The sequence below is a fragment of the Marmoricola sp. Leaf446 genome (genome assembly GCF_001424755.1).
Classification (GTDB): Bacteria; Actinomycetota; Actinomycetes; order Propionibacteriales; family Nocardioidaceae; genus Marmoricola.
The window spans coordinates 261,865-280,480 of sequence record NZ_LMRF01000006.1 but is presented as its reverse complement, the minus strand read 5'-3'; the positions used below and the strand labels follow the sequence as shown (position 1 = coordinate 280,480).

At 73.5% G+C, this 18,616-nt stretch carries 16 protein-coding genes; 14 read left to right on the top strand and 2 right to left on the bottom strand.

Translation table 11 applies throughout. The annotated features are described in order from the left end of the window. The first annotated feature begins 22 nt into the window (after positions 1–22). On the top strand, positions 23–907 hold the full coding sequence (locus tag ASG49_RS15925) for an SH3 domain-containing protein (protein ID WP_156384384.1): 885 nt from the start codon (positions 23–25) through the stop codon (positions 905–907). 34 nt (positions 908–941) lie between these two features. Here ASG49_RS15925 and ASG49_RS15920 read toward each other — a convergent pair whose 3' ends face one another. Next, on the bottom strand, positions 942–1,592 hold the full coding sequence (locus tag ASG49_RS15920; protein ID WP_056543742.1) for a TIGR03085 family metal-binding protein: 651 nt from the start codon (positions 1,590–1,592) through the stop codon (positions 942–944). A 91-nt stretch (positions 1,593–1,683) separates the two neighbouring features. Between ASG49_RS15920 and ASG49_RS15915 the strand changes: the two genes are divergently transcribed. The 6 genes from ASG49_RS15915 (at position 1,684) to ASG49_RS15890 (ending at position 7,311) form a co-directional block, all read left to right on the top strand. Continuing rightward, a complete protein-coding gene (locus ASG49_RS15915) occupies positions 1,684–3,564 on the top strand; it encodes an ABC transporter ATP-binding protein (protein WP_235562127.1) in 1,881 nt (626 codons plus the stop codon). Then, positions 3,561–5,408 carry an ABC transporter ATP-binding protein gene (locus ASG49_RS15910; protein WP_369814237.1) on the top strand — a complete coding sequence of 616 codons (1,848 nt, stop codon included), beginning with the start codon at positions 3,561–3,563 and terminating at the stop codon, positions 5,406–5,408. Before ASG49_RS15915 ends, ASG49_RS15910 begins: the two co-directional genes overlap by 4 nt. 80 nt (positions 5,409–5,488) lie before the next feature. Continuing rightward, complete coding sequence (gene hisI / locus ASG49_RS15905; RefSeq protein WP_056544933.1) at positions 5,489–5,860, top strand: phosphoribosyl-AMP cyclohydrolase; 372 nt, start codon at positions 5,489–5,491, stop codon at positions 5,858–5,860. Then, positions 5,857–6,531: a Trp biosynthesis-associated membrane protein gene (locus ASG49_RS15900; protein WP_056543739.1), complete on the top strand. Its 675-nt coding sequence runs from the start codon at positions 5,857–5,859 to the stop codon at positions 6,529–6,531. Before hisI ends, ASG49_RS15900 begins: the two co-directional genes overlap by 4 nt. Before the next feature lie 37 nt (positions 6,532–6,568). Continuing rightward, on the top strand, positions 6,569–6,805 hold the full coding sequence (locus tag ASG49_RS15895; RefSeq protein WP_056543736.1) for an HGxxPAAW family protein: 237 nt from the start codon (positions 6,569–6,571) through the stop codon (positions 6,803–6,805). 98 nt (positions 6,806–6,903) lie between these two features. Further along, on the top strand, positions 6,904–7,311 hold the full coding sequence (locus ASG49_RS15890) for a DUF2752 domain-containing protein (protein WP_056543733.1): 408 nt from the start codon (positions 6,904–6,906) through the stop codon (positions 7,309–7,311). 41 nt (positions 7,312–7,352) lie between these two features. Here ASG49_RS15890 and ASG49_RS15885 read toward each other — a convergent pair whose 3' ends face one another. After that, positions 7,353–7,862: a DUF4190 domain-containing protein gene (locus ASG49_RS15885; RefSeq protein ID WP_082534202.1), complete on the bottom strand. Its 510-nt coding sequence runs from the start codon at positions 7,860–7,862 to the stop codon at positions 7,353–7,355. A 168-nt stretch (positions 7,863–8,030) separates the two neighbouring features. On the opposite strand from ASG49_RS15885, the gene trpC reads away from it, so the two are divergent. The 7 genes from trpC to ASG49_RS15850 all read left to right on the top strand — a co-directional run bounded on the left by trpC (position 8,031) and on the right by ASG49_RS15850 (position 18,602). Then, on the top strand, positions 8,031–8,825 hold the full coding sequence (trpC, locus tag ASG49_RS15880) for an indole-3-glycerol phosphate synthase TrpC (RefSeq protein ID WP_056543731.1): 795 nt from the start codon (positions 8,031–8,033) through the stop codon (positions 8,823–8,825). Then, positions 8,822–10,117 (top strand): tryptophan synthase subunit beta, encoded by a 1,296-nt coding sequence (trpB, locus tag ASG49_RS15875; protein WP_082534201.1) that lies wholly within the window; start codon positions 8,822–8,824, stop codon positions 10,115–10,117. The genes trpC and trpB overlap by 4 nt, the downstream gene beginning before the upstream one ends. Further along, positions 10,114–10,908 (top strand): tryptophan synthase subunit alpha, encoded by a 795-nt coding sequence (trpA, locus tag ASG49_RS15870; RefSeq protein WP_056543729.1) that lies wholly within the window; start codon positions 10,114–10,116, stop codon positions 10,906–10,908. Before trpB ends, trpA begins: the two co-directional genes overlap by 4 nt. Further along, on the top strand, positions 10,901–11,554 hold the full coding sequence (locus tag ASG49_RS15865; RefSeq protein WP_056543727.1) for an SCO family protein: 654 nt from the start codon (positions 10,901–10,903) through the stop codon (positions 11,552–11,554). The genes trpA and ASG49_RS15865 overlap by 8 nt, the downstream gene beginning before the upstream one ends. Beyond that, entirely contained in the window at positions 11,551–12,447 is an 897-nt protein-coding gene (gene lgt / locus ASG49_RS15860) for a prolipoprotein diacylglyceryl transferase (protein WP_056543724.1), read from the top strand. The genes ASG49_RS15865 and lgt overlap by 4 nt, the downstream gene beginning before the upstream one ends. 247 nt (positions 12,448–12,694) lie before the next feature. Then, on the top strand, positions 12,695–17,143 hold the full coding sequence (gene gltB, locus ASG49_RS15855) for a glutamate synthase large subunit (protein ID WP_235562166.1): 4,449 nt from the start codon (positions 12,695–12,697) through the stop codon (positions 17,141–17,143). Beyond that, the gene (locus ASG49_RS15850; protein WP_056543719.1) at positions 17,136–18,602 is read left to right on the top strand and encodes a glutamate synthase subunit beta; all 1,467 of its coding nucleotides are present in this window, start codon (positions 17,136–17,138) and stop codon (positions 18,600–18,602) included. The genes gltB and ASG49_RS15850 overlap by 8 nt, the downstream gene beginning before the upstream one ends. Positions 18,603–18,616: the final 14 nt, after the last annotated feature.

Here is an 18,616-nt window from a genome sequence, read left to right as displayed (position 1 = left end):
ACCCCCCACGTGAGGATCCACCGTGCCCCGAGGCCGACACAGCCTGGTGCCCACCACGTCCCGCGGACGCTCCCTCGCGCTCGTGACCGCCCCGCTCGTCACCGTCGCCGTGGTCGCGACCGGCGTCGCCGCCGGCGACCCGGACCGTGCCACCGCCCCCGCGGGCGCCGCCATCAGCGCACCCCAGCAGCAGCGCGTCGCCGAGCAGCCCTCCGAGGAGCGCACCCTCGGCACCTCCCGCTCGCAGGAGCGCGTGCCGCTGGTCGACCAGCGCCCGCCGGAGGTCGCCCGCAAGCTGTGGTCCACCGCCCCGCTCAAGATCCGCGTCAAGCCCACCGAGGGCAGCCGCTCGGTCGCGACCTTCGCCGAGGACCAGCGCATCGGAGTCACCGGGGAGCGTCGCGGCGGCTACGCCGAGGTCGTCTACGACGAGCAGGCACGCTGGGTCACCGCGTCGTACCTCAGCAAGAAGAAGGTCGTGGAGAAGGCCCCGGCCCCGGCCGCGTCCGGCGGGTCCAGCAGCTCCGGCGGCACCGCAGCCGCGTCCGGCGTCAGCGGCGCCCCGTGCCCCGACGGGTCCGACATCGAGGCCGGCCTGCAGCCCGCGGCGGTCAAGGTCTACCGCGCCGTGTGCAACGCCTTCCCCGAGCTCTCGGCCTACGGCGGCCAGGACGGCCACGGCGAGCACGTCAACGGCCAGGCCATCGACTTCATGGCCAGCGGCTCCCTCGGCGAGCGCGTCAAGGACTACCTGTACGCCAACCGTGCGGCGTTCGACCTGTTCGACATCATCTGGTCGCAGACCATCTGGACGATCGAGCGCTCCGGCGAGGGGTTCCGGTCGATGGAGGACCGCGGCTCGGCCACGGCCAACCACTTCGACCACGTGCACATCAAGGTCAACTGACCGACCCCGCGCGCCGGCGGCGACCGGGGGCCTCCTAGAACCCCAGGTCGCTGCCGCGCAGGCGGCGCACACCCTCGGGCGGGCCGTCGAAGCGCAGCCCGCGGTGCTGGTCGCGGCCGAAGAGCAGCAGCGCCAGCTCCACGGGCTCGCCGGTGACCACGACCGGGTCCTGGCCGGCGCGCAGCGTCGTGGTGCGGGCGTCACCGTCGCGGGCGGCACCGGGCCAGCGCAGCTCCACCGGCACGCCGGCGGCGCGGACCAGCCCCTTGCCGGCCACGGCCAGGGACCGCCACACCGCGCGCTGCTCGGCCTCGGCCAGCTCGCGCGGCTCCCAGCCGGGCTGCGCCCGACGCACGTCCTCGTGGTGGACCAGGAACTCCAGGCTGTTGACGGCGCGGTCCAGGGCCGGGACGGACGTCGGCGACCACAGCGGCGGCCCGCCGCGCACCCGCTCGACGAGGGCGGTGAAGTCCTGACGGGCGAGCCGGCGCGAGGTGCGCTCGGTCAGCCCCGCCAGCGGCGGCACCACGATGCCCACGGCGCCGACCGGGTGACGCTCGCGCACCAGCAGATGCACGACGAGGTCCTTCACGTCCCACCCGCCGCACAGCGTCGGGGCCGACTCGCCCGCCTCGAGGGCGGAGTTGCACAGTGCGGCCCGCTCGGAACGGGACAGGGGTTCCATGCCAGGGATCCTAGGGCGGCCCTCGTCGCGGCGGAGGTGGTCGTCGGCGATGTGCGGAATGTCGGGGGGCCTGCCTAGGGTTGGAGACCTTGTGCCCAGTCCCTCACCTGCCGCCGTCCCCGACGCGGCCTCCGCCGCCGGACCCGAGCCGGCGTCCCTCCCGCGACGGGCGGGCTCCAGCCTGGGGTCGGGCTTCCGCGTCCTCGGCGTCGCGATCCGGCGCGAGCCCTGGGTCTTCACCCTCTCCACGCTCGGCAGCGTGCTCTTCGGTGCGCTCACCGTGGCCGACGCGTGGGTGCTCGGCTGGGCCACCGACCACGTGCTGCTCCCGGCCTTCGACACCGGGACCACGACCACCCGGGGTCTGGTGGCCATCGTCGCGCTGTTCGTCGGGGTGGCCATCCTGAGGGCGGTCGGCATCGTCGCCCGACGGCTCGGCGCCGGCATCATGCAGTACCGCATGCAGGCCGCCTACCGGCGCGAGGTGACCCGGCAGTACCTCACGCTGCCGATGTCGTGGCACGGCAAGCACCCCACCGGCGAGCTGCTGTCCAACGCCAACTCCGACGTCGAGGCGGCGTGGGCCCCGATCGCGCCGCTGCCGATGGCGGTCGGCACGCTGGCGATGATGGTGATCGCGGTCGCCCAGATGCTGCTGACCGACCTGGTGATGGCTGTGGTGGGCCTGCTGGTGTTCCCCCTGGTGATGCTGGCCAACGTGGCGTTCCAGCGGCGGTCGTCGCCCATCTTCACGCGCATCCAGGCGCTGCGGGCCGAGCTGAGCGAGGTGGCCCACGAGTCCTTCGACGGCGGCATGGTCGTGAAGACCCTGGGCCGCGAGGAGCAGGAGACCGCACGGTTCGCGGCCAAGGCCTCGGTGCTGCGCGAGGAGGGCATCCGCGCCGGACGCATCCGCGCCGCCTTCGACCCGTTCCTCGAGGGGCTGCCCAACCTCGGCGTGCTCGCGGTGCTCGGCGTCGGCGCGGCGCGTGTCGGCTCCGGTGACGCCGGGGCGGGCGACGTGGTGACGGTGGCCTACCTGCTCACGATCGTGGCCTTCCCGATCCGTTCCATCGGCTGGCTGCTGGGGGAGTTCCCCCGGTCGGTGGTCGGCTACGACCGGGTCCACCGGGTGCTCGACGTGGTGAGCGAGACCTCCTACGGCACCACCCGGCTGGAGCCCTCCGACGCGGGCGCCCGCCTCGAGGTCGACGCCCTGGACTACCGCCACGACCCCGAGCAGCGGCTCCTCGAGCAGCTCAGCTTCGACCTGGCCCCCGGGCGCACCGTCGCGGTGGTCGGCGCCACCGCGTCCGGCAAGACCACGCTGACCTCGCTGGTCACCCGCCTGGTCGACCCGGTGGCCGGCACGCTGCGCCTCGACGGCGCCGACCTGCGCGACCTCGCCCCCGGCGAGCTGGCCGAGCACGTCGCCCTGGTCCCGCAGAGCGCCTTCCTCTTCGACGACACCGTGCGCGGCAACGTGACGCTGGGCGCCGAGGTGCCCGACGAGGAGGTCTGGGCGGCGCTGCGCACCGCGCAGGCCGACGGCTTCGTCGCCGCCCTGCCCCACGGCCTCGACAGCCGGCTGGGGGAGCGCGGCACCTCGCTGTCGGGCGGGCAGCGCCAGCGCCTCTCGCTGGCCCGCGCCCTGCTGCGCAGCCCGCGCCTGCTCGTCCTCGACGACGCCACCTCCGCGGTCGACCCGGAGGTCGAGGCCCGGATCCTGGCGGGCATCCGGCAGCGCGGCGGCGGCACCACGATGCTCGTGGTGGCCTACCGCAAGGCCACCATCTCCCTGGCCGACGAGGTGCTGTTCCTCGAGGGCGGCCGGATCACCGACCGGGGCACCCACGCCGAGCTGCTGGGCCGCAACCCGGCGTACGCCCACCTGGTCAACGCCTACGAGACCGAGGTCCCCGGCGCGCCCGGGAGCCCGGGCGCCGAGCACGCCGAGGAGGTGTCGCGGTGAGCACGACGACCGACGAGCCGACCGCCCCCGAGGAGCTGACCTCGGCCGGCACCACGATGGACAGCGGCGACGACATCGGGGCGTGGGCGACCATCCGCAGCGGCCTCCGGCACTCCCCGGAGCTGGCCCAGGGCTTCCGCGTCACCCTGCTGCTGGCCCTGCTCGGCACGGCCGGGCGCGTCGTCGTCCCGATCTCGGTGCAGCAGACCCTCGACAAGGGCATCAACGCCCCGGGCGGCATCGACTACGGCTTCGTCGCGCTGATGGCGGCGCTCGCCGCGACGGCCATCGTGGTCACCGGCCTCTCGTCCTACCTGATGACCGCCCGGCTGTTCACCGCGGCCGAGCGCGGCCTGGCCACGCTGCGCGTCAAGGCGTTCCGCCACGTGCACGACCTCCCGCTGCTGACCCAGAACACCGAGCGCCGCGGTGCCCTGGTCTCCCGCGTCACCAGCGACGTCGACCAGGTCTCGCAGTTCGTGGTCTTCGGCGGCATCTTCGGCATCATCAGCGTCGGCCAGGTGCTGCTCGCCACCGTCGTGATGCTCGTCTACTCCTGGGAGCTGACGCTGCTGGTGTGGGTGGCGTTCGCGCCGCTGTTCATCTCGCTGCGCTACTTCCAGAAGCGGCTCTCCGCGGCGTACGGCGTGGTCCGCCGCTCGGTCGGCACGATGCTCTCGGTCATCTCCGAGCCCGTCGTCGGCGCCGTCACCGTCCGCAGCTACGCCATCGAGGGCCGCACCCAGGACCGCATCGACGACGCCATCCGCGTCAACCAGGTGGCCGCCACCCGGGCGCAGGGCCTCACCGCCGTCTCGTTCTCGCTGGGCGGGCTGTCGGCCGGCCTGGCCAACGCGGGCGTGCTCGTCGTCGGCATCCTGCTGGGCCTGGCCGGCGACATCACCTCGGGCCAGGTGCTGGCCTTCGCGTTCCTGGTGACGCTGTTCGTCGGCCCGGTCCAGATGGGCACCCAGGTGCTCACCGACGCCCAGAACGCCATCGCCGGCTGGCGCCGGGTGATCGGCATCCTCGACACCCCGGCCGACCTCGACGACCCGGGACCCCGGGGGAGCTCGCTGCCCCGCGGGGCGATGGACGTCGCCTTCGAGGACGTCTCGTTCGGCTACCCCGGCGGACCGCTCGTGCTGCGCGACGTCGACGAGCACCTCGCCTCGGGCAGCCGGGTGGCGGTCGTGGGGGAGACCGGCTCGGGCAAGACCACCTTCGCCAAGCTGCTCACCCGGCTGATGGACCCCACCTCGGGCCGGGTGCTGCTCGACGGCATCGACGTCCGCGAGGTCGAGTTCGCCTCGCTGCGACGACGCGTGGTGCTGGTGCCGCAGGAGGGGTTCCTCTTCGACTCCACGCTGCTCGACAACGCCCGCTACGGCGACCTCGACGCGACTCGTGAGCAGGTCCGCGCCGCCGCGACCGAGCTCGGGCTCGGCGACTGGCTCGACGGGCTGCCGCACGGCCTCGACACCCGCGTCGGCCAGCGGGGTGAGGCGCTCTCGGCCGGCGAGCGCCAGCTCGTCGCGCTGCTGCGCGCCCACCTCGCCGATCCCGACCTGCTGGTGCTCGACGAGGCCACCAGCGCGGTCGACCCGGCGCTGGAGATGCGGATCGCCCGCGCGCTGGAGCAGCTGATGAGCGGGCGCACCAGCGTCACCATCGCCCACCGGCTCTCCACCGCGGAGCAGGCCGACGAGGTGATCGTCTTCGACCGCGGTCGCGTCGTGCAGCGCGGGCACCACGCGAGCCTGGTCGGTCAGCGCACCGACGACGGCGCCCCCTCGGTCTACGCCCGGCTGCACGCCTCGTGGGTCGCGCAGCAGTCGCTGTGACCCGGGCGCACGGGTCCGCGGATACTGGACCGGTGAGCACCTCGTCCCCGACCTCCGCCGACACCTCCTCGGACCCCGCGCTGGACCCCGCGCTGGATGCTGCGCTGGACCCCGCCGTGGCCGCCCTGCTGCGACGCAACGACCAGGGCCTGGTGCCCGCGGTGGTGCAGCAGCACGACACCGGCGACGTGCTGATGCTCGGCTGGATGGACGACGAGGCCCTGCGCCGCACGCTCACCACCGGCCGCGGCACCTACTGGTCGCGCAGCCGCCAGGAGTACTGGGTCAAGGGCGAGACCTCCGGCCACACCCAGCGGGTGGTCGAGGTCCGGCTGGACTGCGACGGCGACACGCTGCTGGTCAAGGTCGACCAGCACGGCCCGGCCTGCCACACCGGCGACCGCACCTGCTTCGACGCCGCGCTGCTGCCCCTCGCGGGCCCGGCCGAGTGAGCACCCCCGCGCCGGGTGCCGCAGGGTCCCCGGCCGGTCGCCGGTCCCGGGGCGGCTTCGGCCCCGTGGTGCTCGCGGGCCTGGCCAGCGCCGCGCTGGCGGCGCTGGCGAGCTCGCGACCCTGGGTGGCCCTGGAGGGCGCCGGGGCTCGCGGCACGACCGACGGGGGAGCGCTGCCGGGCGGCTCGGTGGCGGCCGACGCCGGCACGACGTACCCCCTCGCCTCGGCCGTCAGCCTCGTGCTGCTCGCGGCCTGGGGCGTGCTGCTCGTCACGCGGGGCCGGGTGCGCCGTGGCTTCGCGGTGCTCGCGGCCCTCGCCGCGGTCGGGCTGCTGGCCACGGTCGTCACCGGGGGCCTCACCCTGCCCGGGTCCGCGGGAGACGACCTGGCCACGTCGCTGGGTCGTCCCGGGGCCTCCGCCGGCCTCACCGGGTGGTTCTGGACCAGCCTCGTGGCGGCGGTGCTGGCGGTCGTGCCGGCGGTCGTGGCGGTGCGGCGGGTGCCGTCGTGGCCCGAGATGGGCGCGCGGTACGACGCCCCGGCCGACGCCGCCGAGGCCGCCCGGCAGCGCGGGCCGGCCACGGAGCAGGAGCTGTGGAAGGCGCTCGACGAGGGACGCGACCCCACCGACCCCGAGCGTGGCGTCGGGGACGAGGGCCGCGCCCCCTAGGATGACCGGGTCGTCCCCCGCCCACCTGAGGAGCTCCATGTCCGACAGTCACGGCAACACCCCGGCGGCCTGGACGGCCGTGACGATCGGGCTGATCGCCTTCGCGGTCGGCGGCATCGGGCTGGTCATCGGGAGCATGCTCGTCTTCTGGATCGGCGTCGCCCTGGCCCCGGTGGCGCTCGTCGCCGGCGCCGTGATGACCAAGGTCGGCTTCGGCGGCCGCGACCACAGCACCGAGCGCCAGGTCGACCGCGGCCGGGAGAAGGCGCACTGAGCCACCCGGGGCCCCCGGCGCCGCCGTCGTCCGACGTGCGGCCGTCCGAGGCACCCGGAGCACCCGGAGCACCTGCCGCACCGGGGCCGCCGGGTCGCGTGCGCCGGCTGCGGGCGCCGCTGCTGAGCGCTGGTGCGGTCGGCCTCGCCGTCGCGGCGCTCGCCGTGCGCGACCCCCACACCCGGGGCAGCTGGGGCACCTGCCCCTACCTCGCGGCCACCGGCTTCTACTGCCCCGGCTGCGGGGTGCTGCGCGGCGTGCACGACGTCGCCACCGGCGACCCCGGTGCCGCGCTGAGCAGCAACCTCGTCTTCTTCGGCCTCGTGGCGCCGGTGCTGGTCCTCGCATGGGTGCTGTGGACCAGACGGGCGTGGACCGGTCGGCCCCGCACGGCCGCGCCCCTGGGCCGGGTGGCCCGCACCTCGCTGGTGGTGGCCGCGGTGCTGCTGACGCTCGTCTTCACGGTGGCGCGCAACACCCCCCAGGGTGCCTGGTTGGCTCCCTGAGGGGTGCGGGTGACGCTGGGTGACGCCGGCTGACGCTGGGGTCAGGGAGCGGTCGGCATCTGGCCGAACCCGCCGCTGACGCCGACGGCGTACAGGATCCAGACGATGATGCCGAGCACGATGCCGACGATGCCGAGGATGAAGCCGGCCTTGGCCATGCCGTCACCCTTCTGCGTGCCGCCCGACTCGCGGATCTGCTTGCGACCGATGAAGCCGGTCGCGATCGCGGCGATGCTCAGCACGAAGTAGTTGCAGCACAGCAGACCGACGATGCCGGTGACGAGCGAGATGATCGCCAGCGGCGAGGTCTTCGGCGGCTGGGTGTAGCCACCGGGAGCGCCGTAGCCGCCGCCGGGCGGCGGGGGAGGCGGGGCCTGGCCGTAGCCCTGCTGGCCGTAGCCCTGCTGGCCGGAGCCGGCCTGGTCGTAGCCCTGGGGACCGGGCTGGTCGCCGTAGGACTGCGAGCCGTAGCCGCCGCTGCTGTCGGGGGTGGGGTCCGGTCGCGGGTCAGGGTTGTTCCCCGACCCGGACGGGGGGTAGTCGCTGCTCATGACGAGGCCTTCCGATGGGTGGTCACGACGGGGTCAACCTATGTGATGGGCCGTGTGCGAAACTCGGTATTCGGGCAGGTGTCGCGCCCCGGTGCCGCGTGGTGACGGGCCCCCGCGAGCCGCCCCCCAGCGTCGTACGACGTCCGCACCGCACCGAGAGGCCCCCGCATGTCCGTGCTCGACGACATCGTCGAAGGCGTGCGCGAGGACCTCGCCGTACGCCGTGACGCCGTGCCCGAGGCCGTGCTGCTCGACGCCGCGGCCGAGCTGCCCGCGGCCCTCGACCCGATGCCCGCGTTCCGCGCGCCCGGGCTGTCGGTGATCGCCGAGGTCAAGCGCTCCTCGCCCAGCAAGGGCGCGCTCGCCGACATCCCCGACCCGGCCGCGCTCGCCGCGTCGTACGCCGCCGGCGGGGCCGACGCGATCTCCGTGCTGACCGAGCAGCGCCGCTTCGGCGGCAGCCTCGACGACCTGCGCCAGGTGCGCGCCGCGGTGCCGACCCCGCTGCTGCGCAAGGACTTCGTGGTCACCGGCTACCAGCTCCTCGAGGCCCGCGCCGCCGGCGCCGACCTGGTGCTGCTGATCGTGGCTGCCCTCGACGACCCGCAGCTGCACGACCTGCACCAGCAGGCCCGCGAGCTCGGCCTCACCGTGCTGACCGAGGTGCACGACGAGGCCGAGGTCGATCGCGCCCTGGCCGTCGAGGCCACGCTCGTGGGCGTCAACGCCCGCAACCTGAAGACCCTCGAGGTCCACCCCGAGGTCTTCGGGCGGCTGGTCACCCGGCTGCCCGACCACGTCGTCGCCGTCGCCGAGTCCGGGGTCTCCGGGCCCGACGACGCCGCGCGCTACGCCGCCGAGGGCGCGCACGTCGTGCTCGTCGGCGAGGCGCTCGTGCGCGACGGCGACCCCCGCAGCGCCGTCGCGGCGATGCGAGCCGCAGCCCCAGGAGGCGACCGATGAGCACCACCGTCCCCACCCCCACGCCCACCCCCGTCGGCCCGGTGAGCACGGCCGGTCCCGACGAGGCCGGTCGCTTCGGCGACTTCGGCGGCCGGTTCATGCCCGAGGCGCTGATGGCCGCCCTCGACGAGCTCACCGCGGCTTGGCAGGACGCGATGGCCGACGCGAGCTTCACCGACGAGTTCCACCGCATGCTCCGCGAGTACGCCGGGGTGCCCAGCCGCCTCTACGACGCGACCAAGCTCTCCGAGGTCGCCGGCGCCCGGATCCTGCTCAAGCGCGAGGACCTCAACCACACCGGTGCCCACAAGATCCGCAACGTGCTCGGCCAGGCGCTGCTGACCAAGCGGATGGGCAAGACCCGCGTCATCGCCGAGACCGGGGCGGGCCAGCACGGCGTCGCCACGGCCACCGCGGCGGCGTACCTCGGGCTGGACTGCACCGTCTACATGGGCGAGGTCGACACCCAGCGCCAGGCGCTCAACGTCGCCCGGATGCAGCTGCTCGGCGCCGAGGTGATCCCGGTGACCTCGGGCGCACGCACCCTCAAGGACGCCATCAACGAGGCGATCCGCGACTGGGTCTCCAGCGTCGAGCACACGGCGTACTGCTTCGGCACGGCCGCCGGGCCGCACCCGTTCCCCGCCATGGTGCGCGACTTCTGCCGCAGCATCGGTGACGAGGCCCGCGAGCAGACCCTCGAGCTGACCGGCGCGCTGCCCGACGCGGTGCTCGCCTGCGTGGGCGGCGGGTCCAACGCGATCGGCATCTTCACGGCGTTCCTCGACGACGAGGGCGTCGACCTGCTCGGCCTCGAGCCCGGCGGCGACGGGGTCGACACCCCGCGCCACGCCGCGACCATCCACGCCGGCCAGGTCGGCGTGCTGCACGGCGCGCGCACCTACGTGCTCCAGGACGAGGACGGCCAGACCGTGGAGTCGCACTCCATCTCGGCCGGGCTCGACTACCCGGGCGTCGGCCCGCAGCACGCGCACCTCGCCGACATCGGCCGGGCGACGTACCGCCCGGTGACCGACACCGAGGCCATGGACGCCATGGCGCTGCTGTCCCGCACCGAGGGCATCATCCCGGCCATCGAGTCCGCGCACGCGATCGCAGGGGCGCTGCAGCTGGCCGCCGAGCGTCCCGGCTCCACGCTGCTGGTCAACCTCTCCGGCCGCGGCGACAAGGACATGGGCACCGCCATCGAGTGGTTCGGCCTCGGCCAGACCACGCCCGAGGGCACGCCGGAGCAGGCGAGCCAGGACCAGATCGCCGAGGGCGCCAAGTGAGCACGGACCGGGCCTTCGCCGCCGCGCGCGCCGAGGGCCGCGCGGCCCTGGTGGGCTACCTCCCGGCCGGCTTCCCCGACGTCGAGGGCGCCGTCGAGGCGATCGGCGTGATGGTCGAGCACGGCTGCGACGTGATCGAGATCGGGCTGCCCTACAGCGACCCGGTGATGGACGGCCCCACGATCCAGGCGGCCGCGCAGCAGGCGCTGGAGGCGGGCACGCGCACCACCGACGTGATGCGCACCGTGGAGAAGATCGCGGGCCTCGGCGTCCCCACCGTGGTGATGACCTACTGGAACCCCGTCGAGCGCTACGGCGTGGAGCGGTTCGCCGCCGACCTGGCCTCGGCCGGCGGCGCCGGGCTGATCACGCCCGACCTGACGCCCGACTCGGGCGAGGCGTGGATCGCGGCCGCCGACGCGCACGACCTCGACAAGGTCTTCCTGGTCGCGCCCTCCTCCACCGACGCCCGGCTCGCCTACACCACGGAGGCCTGCCGGGGCTTCGTCTACGCCACCGCCGTCATGGGCGTCACCGGGGCGCGGGCCACCAGCTCCGACCTCGCCGAGCCGCTGGTCACCCGCACCCGGTCGGTGACCGACCTCCCCGTGGGGGTCGGGCTGGGCGTCTCCGACGGCGACCAGGCCGCCGAGGTCGCGTCGTACGCCGACGGCGTGATCGTCGGCTCGGCCTTCGTCCGCGCGCTCCTCGACGCCCCCGACCGCCGCACCGGCCTGGAGCGCCTGGCCGCGCTCACCGCCGACCTCGCCGCGGGCGTGCGCCGTGGCTAGCCGACGCGCACCGGTCGCCCTGGCCGGCGTCGCCACCGCCCTCGCCCTGCTGCTCAGCGGCTGCGGCGGCGCCGCGGACACGGGGGCACCTGTCACCGGCATCACCACCAACGACGACGACGGCTACCGCGGCATCGGCATGGGCGCCGACGCCTACCGCGTCCCCGCGGTGACGGGCCTCACCGACACCGAGGGACGCCCCTTCGACCTGGCCGCGCAGGACCGGCGCACGGTGGTGTTCTTCGGCTACACCAACTGCCCCGACATCTGCCAGGTCGTGATGAGCACCATCGCCTCGGCCACCGCCAGGCTGTCGCCGGCCGAGCGCGAGCAGGTCCGCACGGTCTTCGTCACCACCGACCCGGCCCGGGACACGCGTGAGGTCCTGCGCACCTACCTGGACCGCTACGACCCCTCCTTCGAGGGCGTGACCGGCCCGCTCGCCGACGTCGTCGCGCTGGGCGAGCCGATGGACATCCTCGTCGAGAAGGGCCGCAAGCTGCCCAGCGGCGGCTACGAGGTCGACCACTCCACGGTGGTGGTCTCGGTCAAGGGTGGCCGCGGCGACCTGGTGTGGACCGGCGCGACCTCACCGTCCGACATGGCCGCCGACCTCGAGAAGGTGCTGCGGGAGGACGCGGGATGAGCCTGGAGGCGCTCCAGCTGCTCCCGCTGTCGATCCCCAGCCCCTCCCAGGGGGTCTGGCACCTCGGGCCGGTCCCGATCCGCGCCTACGCGCTGTGCATCATCGCGGGCGTCGTGGCGGCGATCTGGCTCGGCGACCGTCGCTGGGTCGCCCGCGGCGGCCGCCAGGGCCAGGTGGGCGACGTCGCGCTCTGGGCCGTCCCCGCCGGTGTCATCGGCGCGAGGATGTACCACGTCGCCACCGACCACGACCTCTACTTCGGACCCGGCCGCGACGCCTGGGGGGCGCTGGAGATCTGGAACGGCGGCCTCGGCATCTGGGGCGCGATCTCGGGCGGGTTCCTGGGCGCCTACCTCTACTGCCGTCGCCAGGGCATCCTGGTGCGTCCGCTCGCCGACGCCCTGGCGCCGGGACTGCTGCTGGCCCAGGCCATCGGCCGCCTCGGCAACTACTTCAACCAGGAGCTCTACGGCCGCCCCACCACGCTGCCGTGGGGCCTGGAGATCGACCCGGTCAACTGGCCCAGCGGCGCGAGCTTCGCCGACGGCACCACCTTCCACCCCACGTTCCTCTACGAGCTGCTGTGGAACCTCGCCGGCGTCGCGCTCATCGTCGCGCTCGACCGCCGGTGGCGGCTCGGCCGCGGCCGGGTCTTCGCGCTCTACGTGATGGTCTACACGGCCGGCCGCGGCTGGATCGAGACGCTGCGCATCGACACCATCGAGCTCGACGACGTGCTCGGACTGCGCTGGGGGGTGTGGATGTCGATCGGCCTGTTCACCGCCGCGGCGGCGTACTTCGTCCTCGTCGGGCGCCGCCACCGCGGCGACGAGGGCCGCGAGAGCATCCCCTACCGCGACGGGGCGCCCGACCGGTCCCACGCACCGTCCTGACCTCGGGCCGGCCGCTGCCCCTGGGGTAGGCTCGCCGCACCGCATGGGCCAATGTCGTCCCAGCACCAGCATGCTCACCACCGCAGCACCCACGCGGAGCCGCCGGAGCCCGACAGCCCCGGCCGGACTCGCGCGCGTGCAGCGACCGACGACGGGAGAGGGCACCGTGCAGGCAGTCCCACCGCCCCAGGGCCTCTACGACGGCACCCACGAGCACGACGCCTGCGGCGTCGCCTTCGTGGCCACCATGACCGGGGTCCCCAGCCACGAGATCGTGCACCAGGCGCTCACCGCGCTGCGCAACCTGGACCACCGCGGTGCCGCCGGCGCCGAGCCCAACTCCGGTGACGGCGCGGGCATCCTGATGCAGGTCCCGGACCGGTTCTTCCGCGAGGTCGTCGACTTCGAGCTGCCCGGCAAGCACGCGTACGCCGTGGGCACCGCCTTCCTTCCCGGTGACACCGACGCGGTGGCCGCCACGCGCGCCCGCATCGAGGAGATCGCCGTCGAGGAGGGCCTGAAGGTCCTCGGCTGGCGGGAGGTCCCGCTGGACCCCTCCTCGCTGGGCCGCACCGCCCTGGACTGCATGCCCACCTTCAGCCAGCTGTTCGTGGCCTCGACCGGCCGCCTGCTGGGGCTGGGCCTGGAGCGGCTGGCCTTCTGCCTGCGCAAGCGGGCCGAGAAGGAGACGGACGTCTACTTCCCGTCGCTGTCGAGCCGCACCATCGCCTACAAGGGGATGCTCACCACCGACCAGCTCGACCACGTCTTCCCCGACCTCGTCGACGAGCGGGTGGAGAGCTCCATCGCGGTCGTGCACTCGCGGTTCTCGACCAACACCTTCCCGAGCTGGCCGCTGTCGCACCCGTTCCGGTTCATCGCCCACAACGGCGAGATCAACACCGTCATGGGCAACCGCAACTGGATGCGGGCCCGCGAGGCGCTGCTCAAGTCCGACCTGATCCCGGGCGACCTGGGCCGGCTGTTCCCGATCTGCACGCCCGGCGCGAGCGACTCTGCGTCCTTCGACGAGGTGCTCGAGCTGCTGCACCTCGGCGGCCGCAGCCTGCCGCACTCGGTGCTCATGATGATCCCGGAGGCCTGGGAGAACCACACCGAGATGAGCGCCACCCAGCGCGCCTTCTACGAGTTCCACTCCGCCCTGATGGAGCCCTGGGACGGCCCCGCCTGCGTGGTGTTCACCGACGGGTCCCAGGTCGGCGCCGTGCTCGACCGCAACGGCCTGCGCCCCTCGCGCTACTGGGTCACCGACGACGGCCTGGTCGTCCTCGCCAGCGAGGTCGGCGTGCTCGACATCCCGCAGTCCAAGATCGTGCGCAAGGGCCGGCTGCAGCCGGGCCGGATGTTCCTGGTCGACACCGAGGAGCACCGCATCGTCGAGGACGACGAGGTCAAGGAGGCCCTGGCCGCCGAGCACCCCTACGACGAGTGGCTGCACGCCGGGCTGATCAAGCTGCCCCAGCTGCCCGACCGCGAGCACGTGATCCACTCCCACGCCTCGGTCACCCGCCGCCAGCAGATCTTCGGCTACACCGAGGAGGAGCTGCGCGTCATCCTCACGCCGATGGCCAACACCTCGGCCGAGCCGATCGGCTCGATGGGCACCGACACCCCGGTCGCGGTGCTCAGCGACCGGCCGCGGTTGCTCTTCGACTACTTCGCGCAGCTGTTCGCCCAGGTCACCAACCCGCCGCTGGACGCGATCCGCGAGGAGCTCGTCACCAGCCTCAACGGCACCATCGGGCCCGAGGCCAACCTGCTCGACCCGACCCCGGCGTCCTGTCGCCAGGTGGTGCTGCCGTTCCCGGTGATCACCAACGACGAGCTGGTCAAGATCCGCCACATCAACCGTGACGGCGACATGCCCGGCTTCATCGCCCACGTCTCCCGCGGCCTCTACGAGGTCGAGGGCGGGGGAGAGGCGCTCGCCGCGCGGCTCCAGGAGATCTGCGAGGAGGTCAGCGCCGCGATCGCCGAGGGCGCCCGCGTGATCGTGCTCTCCGACCGCCACGCCGACGCCACCAAGGCGCCGATCCCGTCGCTGCTGATGACCGCTGCGGTGCACCACCACCTGGTGCGCGAGAAGACCCGCACCCAGGTCGGCCTGGTCGTCGAGGCCGGCGACGTGCGCGAGGTCCACCACGTCGCGCTGCTCATCGGGTACGGCGCCGCCGCCGTCAACCCCTACCTCGCCATGGAGACCGTCGAGGACCTCGCCCGCGACGGGTTCTACGTCAAGGTCGAGCCCGAGAAGGCCGTGGCCAACCTGGTCAAGAGCCTGGGCAAGGGCGTGCTGAAGGTGATGTCCAAGATGGGCGTCTCCACCGTCGCGTCGTACACCGGGGCGCAGATCTTCGAGGCGCTGGGCCTCTCCCAGGAGCTGGTCGACCGCTACTTCACCGGCACCACCTCCAAGCTCGGCGGCATCGGGCTCGACGTCGTCGCCGAGGAGGTCGCCAAGCGGCACCGCGTGGCCTACCCGGTCGGCGGCATCGCCCCGGCGCACCGCGAGCTCGAGGTCGGCGGGGAGTACCAGTGGCGCCGCGAGGGCGAGCTGCACCTGTTCGACCCCGAGACGGTCTTCCGGCTGCAGCACTCCACCCGTGCCGGCAAGTACGACGTCTTCAAGCAGTACACCTCCCGGGTCAACGAGCAGTCCGAGCGGCTGCTGACCCTGCGAGGGCTGTTCCGCTTCAAGGACGGCGACGCCACCGGCCGGCAGCCGATCGACATCTCCGAGGTCGAGCCCGTCGAGGCGATCGTGAAGCGGTTCTCGACCGGCGCGATGTCCTACGGGTCGATCTCGCAGGAAGCCCACGAGACGCTGGCGATCGCGATGAACCGGCTGGGCGGCAAGTCCAACACCGGCGAGGGCGGCGAGGACGCCGAGCGGCTGCACGACCCCGAGCGACGCTCCTCGATCAAGCAGGTCGCCTCCGGGCGGTTCGGCGTGACCTCGGAGTACCTCACCAACGCCGACGACATCCAGATCAAGATGGCGCAGGGCGCCAAGCCCGGCGAGGGCGGCCAGCTGCCCGGGCACAAGGTCTACCCCTGGGTGGCCAAGACCCGGCACAGCACGCCCGGCGTGGGCCTGATCTCCCCGCCGCCGCACCACGACATCTACTCCATCGAGGACCTCGCCCAGCTGATCCACGACCTGAAGAACTCCAACCCCGCGGCGCGCGTGCACGTCAAGCTCGTCGCCGAGGTCGGGGTCGGAACGGTCGCGGCGGGCGTGTCCAAGGCGCACGCCGACGTGGTGCTGATCTCCGGCCACGACGGCGGCACCGGCGCCTCGCCGCTCACCTCGCTCAAGCACGCGGGCGGTCCCTGGGAGCTCGGCCTGGCCGAGACCCAGCAGACGCTGCTGCTCAACGGGCTGCGCGACCGGATCGTGGTGCAGACCGACGGGCAGCTCAAGACCGGCCGCGACGTCGTCGTGGCGGCGCTGCTGGGGGCCGAGGAGTACGGCTTCGCCACCGCGCCGCTCGTGGTCTCTGGCTGCGTGATGATGCGGGTCTGCCACCTCGACACCTGCCCGGTGGGCGTGGCCACGCAGAACCCCGTGCTGCGCGAGCGCTACACCGGCAAGGCGGAGTACGTCGTCAACTTCTTCACCTACATCGCCGAGGAGGTGCGCGAGCTGCTCGCCGAGCTCGGCTTCCGCACGCTCGACGAGGCCATCGGCCGCGCCGACGTGCTGGACTCGACCGAGGCGGTCAACCACTGGAAGGCCGCCGGGCTCGACATCGCGCCGATCTTCCACGTGCCCGAGCTGCACGAGGACGAGGCGCGCCACCACGTCCGCCCGCAGGACCACGGGCTGGAGAAGGCGCTCGACAACGAGCTGATCCGGCTCAGCGCCGACGCCCTCGAGCGCGGCGAGCCGGTCCGGGCCCAGGTAGCGGTGCGCAACGTCAACCGCACGGTCGGCGCGATGCTCGGCCACGAGGTGACCAAGCGCTACCGCGGCGAGGGGCTGCCGCACGGCACCATCGACATCACGCTGCTCGGCTCGGCCGGCCAGTCCTTCGGCGCGTTCGTCCCGCAGGGGATCACGCTGCGGCTGGAGGGCGACGCCAACGACTACGTCGGCAAGGGGTTGTCGGGCGGCCGGATCGTCGTACGCCCGGACCGCGAGGTGACCTTCGACCCGAGCAAGCACATCATCGCGGGCAACACGATCGCCTACGGCGCCACGTCGGGGGAGATCTTCATCCGCGGTGGCGTCGGCGAGCGCTGCGCCGTACGCAACTCCGGGGCCCACCTGGTCACCGAGGGAGTCGGCGACCACGGCTGCGAGTACATGACCGGGGGCCGCGTCGTCGTCCTCGGCAAGACCGGGCGCAACTTCGCCGCCGGCATGAGCGGCGGCGTGGCCTGGGTGCTCGACCTCAAGGACTTCCGGGTCAACCAGGAGCTCGTCGAGCTCGGCCCGGTCACCGAGGACGCCGCGCTGGAACTCGAGGCGCTGGTGCGCACGCACCTGGAGGAGACCGGGTCCCAGGTGGCGCAGGACCTGCTGGACGACTGGGAGCAGTCGCTGACCCGCTTCACCGAGGTGATCCCGCGCGACTACCGCGTGGTGATGGAGGCCAAGGCCAAGGCCGAGGCCGACGGGCTCGACGACCGCGAGATCGCGAACAAGATGATGGAGGCCCTCCATGGCTGACCCCAAGGGGTTCCTCAAGGACGGGCGCCAGGTCGCGGACCGGCGCCCCGTCGAGGAGCGCACGAAGGACTGGAACGAGGTCTACCCCGGTGGGCCCGGACGCGCGCTGCTGCCGATCATCAGCACCCAGGCCGGGCGCTGCATGGACTGCGGCATCCCGTTCTGCCACCAGGGCTGCCCGCTGGGCAACCTGATCCCGGAGTGGAACGACCTGGTCTGGCGCGACGACTGGGACGCCGCCATCGAGCGGCTCCACGCGACCAACAACTTCCCGGAGTTCACCGGGCGGCTGTGTCCCGCGCCGTGCGAGACCGCGTGCGTGCTGGGCATCAACCAGGACCCCGTGACCATCAAGAACGTCGAGGTCGCCATCGCCGACCGCGCCTGGGAGTCCGGCGCCGTCCGGCCGCAGCCCCCGGAGTGGCTGACCGGGCGCACCGTGGCCGTCGTCGGCTCCGGCCCGGCCGGCCTCGCCGCCGCCCAGCAGCTGACCCGCGCCGGCCACACGGTCGCGGTCTACGAGCGGGCCGACAAGATCGGCGGCCTGCTGCGCTACGGCATCCCCGAGTTCAAGATGGAGAAGAAGGTCCTCGACCGCCGTCTGGACCAGATGCGCCGCGAGGGCACGGTGTTCCGGGCCGGCGTCGCCGTCGGCGACAGCCTCACCGGCCAGCAGCTGCGCGAGCGGTACGACGCGGTGGTGCTCGCCATGGGCGCCACCGAGCCCCGCGACCTCGACCTTCCCGGCCGCGACCTCGCCGGCATCCACCAGGCGATGGAGTTCCTGCCGCAGTCCAACCGCACCGCGCTCGGCGAGGAGGTCGAGGGCCAGATCCACGCCGGCGGCAAGCACGTGGTGATCATCGGCGGCGGCGACACCGGAGCTGACTGCCTCGGCACCTCGACGCGTCACGGCGCGGCGTCGATCACCCAGCTGGAGATCATGGGCCAGCCCGGTGAGTCACGTCCGGCCAACCAGCCGTGGCCGACGTACCCCATGACGTTCCGGGTCTCCTCGGCCCACGAGGAGGCCGGCGACCGCGTCTACTCGGTCTCGACCCAGGAGTTCCTCGGCGACGACACCGGCCACGTCCGGGCGCTGCGCCTGGTCGAGGTCCACTTCGTCGACGGGAGGTTCGAGGAGGTCGAGGGCAGCGAGCGCGAGATCCCGGCCGACCTGGTGCTCTTCGCGATGGGGTTCACCGGTCCCGAGAAGCCCGGCCTGGTCGAGCAGCTCGGCGTCGAGCTCGACGGCCGCGGCAACGTGGCCCGCGACAACGGCTACCTCTCCTCCGTCGAGGGCGTCTTCGTGGCCGGCGACGTCGGCCGCGGCCAGTCGCTGATCGTGTGGGCCATCGCCGAGGGCCGCGCGGCCGCCGCGGCGGTCGACGCCTACCTGGCCGGCTCGACCAACCTGCCGGCGCCCATCCCCCCGACGGAGCGCCCCCTCACCGCCTGACCTGCTGAGGGTGG